This is a genomic window from Paenisporosarcina sp. P4_D4 (genome assembly GCF_056401835.1).
Genome location: NZ_JBFUIO010000134.1, coordinates 1 through 4,958 on the forward strand (window position 1 = coordinate 1; position 4,958 = coordinate 4,958).

The following is a 4,958-nucleotide window of genomic DNA, read 5'->3' on the forward strand; positions in this document are numbered from 1 at the left end:
CCCACAGCAACGTGCCATTTGCGGTGCAAATGGCACCATTTCAGCGCGTTTATATTGTTCGGATTTCTTGAATTTTAGATATGAGTMCTCGATTTCTAGATAAACACTGKCCAATTTGAGATATCACCTATTGAAATGTAGATATCACMCGACGAATCCTWGATAWMCACCCGCGAATCCTTGATTCCAGCRATAAGCCCACAGTAACGTGCCATTTGCGATGCAAATGGCACCATTACAGCGCATTTGAATTGTGCGGATTTCGTGAATTTTAGATATCTGTATTCGATTCCTAGATAACCCAGGCACATTTCAAGATATCCCTTTCTGAAATGTAGATATCACAAGGTGAATCCTCGATATCCACCCGCGAATCCTTGATATCCCCAGCCTGATATCCCCCGATATCCCCAGCTGATATCCTGAAAAGCATTACAAAAATCCCCCACTCTATCAGAGAGTGAGGGATTGGGTCAGGCTTCTATTTTTTCCAAAAGGACTTTTTTTACTAAATTCTCGAGTAACTGTGGCAATTCAACGAATGCACTTTGGATGTGCAGCCGTTCCGTACGTTTGTGTGCGTCTTTTCCGAAGGGTCCCACGTTGAGAACTGGAGCTTTTAGAGTTCGCATTTCATTAAAGGGAATGGAGTACGTATCGCCCCATACAGGTGTGTTGGCTTCAAACACCTGCCATCCCCCATTTGTATCTTCGTAGTTCACGTAACTCAAATCAGAGATTCCATTAAAATAATGAATCTGTTCAATCGCTAGATTAAATTCCGATTTACCCAGCTCTTTAATAAATTCCATACACTCTTCCACTAACGGATCGTCACTCGTATTGACTGCTGGATAATACGGTGGTGCAAAAAGAAGTACGATTGCAGGTGCCAACTCCTGACATTGAATCATCAGTGTATCAACGATTCGGAATGATTTTTCACGATCATCCAATTCCTGTTGATCCCGAACGGTCGTTTTGACTAATTCTACATAATCGTAGCCAAATTTCGAAACTGCGTGATTCATCAATTCCTCGTACTTCAATACCCGTATCTCACCAACTGGTGCTACATCCTCACGAGTACAAATCGCTTGATAGCTTGCGTTGCAATCATCCGCAGCTTCATTCGCTACACCTTCAAAAATCGACATGATTTCAGCAGCATTGCGTTTCATCAGAAACACATTATATAATGCTTTCGCACGATACGGTGTCTGCGCTGAATACTCCATCTTCAAATCTTTTTGCTGAATGGTTACGGGTAATGGGGTCTTCTCACCTAGAACAGTTTCCTGAAATAATGGATTATATTCCATACGCTGCGTTAAAAATGAAGCAATATAATTGGCCGTAATTCCACTAAGCGGTTCTCCCACATGTGTCTCCATGCCGTAAAAAAGGGCTGACGGCATAATTTTTCCGATGGATCCCGAATACAAATAATATTTATCATCACCCGGTTGTTGTGCGAAAACGGGCTCGCTGTTTAAAAATAGCTTGTATGTGAGATCATGTTGCTCACGATATTCATTCAATTTGGATACTGCCGCTCTCATGCCAGAGCTGTTTACTTCTTCGTCTGGAACCGTCAATAACAGGATATTGACCGGCCATTGTTCATGACATGCTTTTTCGATAAGGCTCATGTGCAATACTAGACCCATCTTCATATCCATCGTGCCACGACCAAATAAATAATTACCTGATTCCAAATCAAGTCGGGCGTCTTCAGGCAATTCTTCTTTTACATCATGCAAGGCTTTCGTCAACATTTCCGGTTCAAAAGCTAATGCTTCAAGGTCACCGTATTCTTCGGTATTAACCGTATCGAAATGACTGATTAGCACAATCGTTTCTTTCGCTTCTGGATGATTATATAAAGCAGTGAGAAACTTCCGACCAAGATCTGCCTCGCTTAATTCAATGTTTTTATAATGATCTTGGAAGTATGGAATATCCTGCAATTTCGCTTGAACCTTAAACGGAAATTCTCGTTCTCCATCTGATAGCGTCATACTTTTCCAACTGACTACTTCACATAACAAGGTGCGGAGTGCTTCTGGTGTTGACCACATAAGTTCTGTCATGATGTATTCCCCCTGTTTTTAAGACAAATATCTTTTAATGGTGCCCTAACCTATACGATTTTACGTATTTCCCTTTGTTTTGAAATGAATGATTCCATTCGATCCATTCCTTTTTCCAATACCGGCATTGCATATGCATATGAAATACGTAGGAAACCTTCACCATATTCACTGAAGGCACTGCCTGGGACACATGCAACGCCTCCTTCTTTCAACAGACTTGTTGCAAAATCAAAGGACGTCATCCCGAATTCTTTAATAGAAGGAAAAATATAAAAAGCGCCATTTGGTTTAACCACATCAAGTCCCATATCAATCAGTCGGCCATATACGTAATCACGGCGGACTATGTACTCTTTATTCATTTCAGCAGGAACATCCCTGCTGTTGCCTAGCGCCTCGATTGCTGCATATTGGCTCGGAACCGGTGCACAAACGGAATTGTATTGATGAATTTTAATGCAATGTTGCATAAGTGCTTCAGGACCTAATAAAAATCCGATACGCCAGCCTGTCATAGAGTGAGATTTTGATAATCCGTGAATGAGGAACAAACGGTCTCTTAATTCTGGATACGAACCAAATGAACGATGTTCGCCAGAAAAAGTGTTTTCACTGTATATTTCATCGGACAATACATAGATTTCCTGCTCTTTCAATACATCCGCCAAGGCATCCATTTGCTTGGAATCAATGGTGACACCTGTCGGATTTGATGGGAAATTGAATAGAACTGCTTTCGTCTTCTCGCTAATTAAAGCTTTCAGACGCTCGGGAGATGGTTGGAAGTCTGTATCTGAAGTATCTAAGTACTTTACCTTTGCACCACACATGGTAATGATTGGAGCGTAACCCGTATAGCATGGTGCCGGCAAAATCACTTCGTCTCCTTCTTCCAGGATGGTTCGGAAAACCACATCAATGGCTTCGCTTGCACCGATTGTGACGATAACTTCAGTTTCCGCTTTATATGCAAATTCATATTTCTCCAAGAAAAAGCGACTGACCGCATTGCGCAACTCAATCATGCCGGCATTATGGGAATACCCAGTCAAGTCATTTGAAATAGCTGCAATTCCTGCTTGTTTGACGGCTTCAGGTGTTGGGAAATCTGGTTGGCCTATCGTTAAATTCACTGCGTCCGGATAATGTACAAGCTGATTGGAAAACTGACGGATGCCTGAAACGGCAATTTTGGTAATGCGCTCATTTATCGTAAGTGGCATGGAATCTTCAACCCTTCTCATAGTAATGAAGAAATCTTCTTTCAATATTATCCATATGTTCCAGCATGGCATTTATGGCACTAGATACGTCTTGTTTTTCAAGAGCGTTGACGATGTCTTCATGCTCCCCGCTAGCTTCCATTGCAGAAACGGGGTACGTATTCGCAAGGATTAAAAAGGCACGATTAACGCCAGTATTGATGGTATAAATCATTTCACATAATTTTGTATTCGGATTTTGATCAGCCAATAATAGGTGAAACTCCCGATCCAGTTCAATAAATTCATGAAAGTCATTTTTCTCCGCTGCCCGTTTTTGAAGCTTAAGATTACTTTTCAGAGATTTAAGAAATTCTGGCGTTGTAAATTTGGCAACTTGCTCAATATTGTACGTTTCGAGTAACTTACGGACTTCCATATGATGAAGTGCATCCTCTTTCGTGAAGGATGAAACACTCGCCGGTTTGCCAGTTTGTAAAACCACGAGTCCATCAGTTGCTAACCGGCGAATTGCTTCCCGAAGTGGTGTACGACTTATGCCCAATTCCAATGCGAATTTTTCTTCACGCAGTTCTTCATTAGGCGCAAGAGTACCCGTCAAAATATCTTTGCGGATTAAATCATATGCTTGATCCGCTAATGAATCGGGTTTTTTTATCTTTCTCAACAGATGTCAACCTCTTTCAAAAACAACTTGTATTCTGTATACAGTATATGTGAATTATAACGTACTGGTGTCTCAAAGTATAGAGTGATTGTTTGATAAATTCTGTCATATTTTATCAAATGCAGATGAAGACAACATTGTATTACTAATTATCCACGATATTTTATAACAATAAATAATTATTAATTAAGAATTATTAATATTTTTTCAACCCATTTATTAGCATATTGTGTAAAATGATAGATAAGTGATAGTGTGCGTCATTAAGTAACTGAATGGGGGTTTAGAACATGGACTTTCCAAAAGAGGAAGTTGGTAAAAGAATTAGGTATTTAAGAAAATCGCAAGGATTTACTGCGGATGATTTAGCGAAAAAAGCTGGGGTCAGCCAAAGTATGATATCTCAAATAGAACGTGGACAAGTATCGCCTTCACTGGATACATTGTGGAAAATGAGTCATTGCTTAAAAGTTCCCGTCTTCACATTCTTTGTAGAAGAAGAGCAAGAAATCGTTACAGTTCTACGTAATAATGAACAGCCTGAAATGAAGCAACTGCGTCCGAATGTTACATATCAACACCTGTCACCTACTCAAGGGAAACAAATCAACTTTTTTAAATTGATTTTAGAACCAGGTGAACAATCAGAAAATCCCTTGATGTTTCACACGGGGGAAGAATGTGGGTATTTATTGTCAGGCCAAATTCGTGTAGAGGTCGATGGAGAAGTATATGAACTTTTTGAAGGGGACAGTATTTACTTCAACAGCAATCTGCCTCATCGTTTTGAAAATGTCAGTCCACAAATTGCAACAGCAATTTGGGCCATGACTCATCCTTTTTGAATCTTTTCCGCCTGTGATCCGTATACTTATGTATGAGAATCATAAGGAGGAATAATTCATGCTAAAAAACCCAGGCATTGCCGCCGTATTAAGTTTCTTTTGGACCGGCGTCGGGCAAATATATAAC

4 protein-coding genes are annotated in these 4,958 nt (G+C 40.3%); 1 reads left to right on the plus strand and 3 read right to left on the minus strand.

Annotation, left to right across the window (positions count from 1 at the left end; genetic code table 11):
* Positions 1 to 473 precede the first annotated feature (473 nt).
* The 3 genes from AC1DSL_RS15665 to AC1DSL_RS15675 are packed head-to-tail and all read right to left on the minus strand — an operon-like array spanning position 474 to position 3,986.
* Positions 474 to 2,093 (minus strand): M20/M25/M40 family metallo-hydrolase, encoded by a 1,620-nt coding sequence (locus AC1DSL_RS15665; RefSeq protein ID WP_477532894.1) that lies wholly within the window; start codon positions 2,091 to 2,093, stop codon positions 474 to 476.
* A gap of 50 nt (positions 2,094 to 2,143) precedes the next feature.
* Entirely contained in the window at positions 2,144 to 3,319 is a 1,176-nt protein-coding gene (locus AC1DSL_RS15670) for an aminotransferase class I/II-fold pyridoxal phosphate-dependent enzyme (protein ID WP_477532895.1), read from the minus strand.
* 7 nt (positions 3,320 to 3,326) lie between these two features.
* Entirely contained in the window at positions 3,327 to 3,986 is a 660-nt protein-coding gene (locus AC1DSL_RS15675; protein WP_342542059.1) for a GntR family transcriptional regulator, read from the minus strand.
* A gap of 290 nt (positions 3,987 to 4,276) precedes the next feature.
* On the opposite strand from AC1DSL_RS15675, the gene AC1DSL_RS15680 reads away from it, so the two are divergent.
* Positions 4,277 to 4,831 carry a helix-turn-helix domain-containing protein gene (locus AC1DSL_RS15680; RefSeq protein WP_477532896.1) on the plus strand — a complete coding sequence of 185 codons (555 nt, stop codon included), beginning with the start codon at positions 4,277 to 4,279 and terminating at the stop codon, positions 4,829 to 4,831.
* Positions 4,832 to 4,958: the final 127 nt, after the last annotated feature.

Coding starts and splice junctions, on each gene's coding strand:
- AC1DSL_RS15680 (WP_477532896.1), top strand. CDS start 4,277: ATGGACTTTCCAAAAGAGGAAGTTGGTAAAAGAATTAGGTATTTAAGA.
- AC1DSL_RS15665 (WP_477532894.1), bottom strand. CDS start 2,093: ATGACAGAACTTATGTGGTCAACACCAGAAGCACTCCGCACCTTGTTA.
- AC1DSL_RS15670 (WP_477532895.1), bottom strand. CDS start 3,319: ATGCCACTTACGATAAATGAGCGCATTACCAAAATTGCCGTTTCAGGC.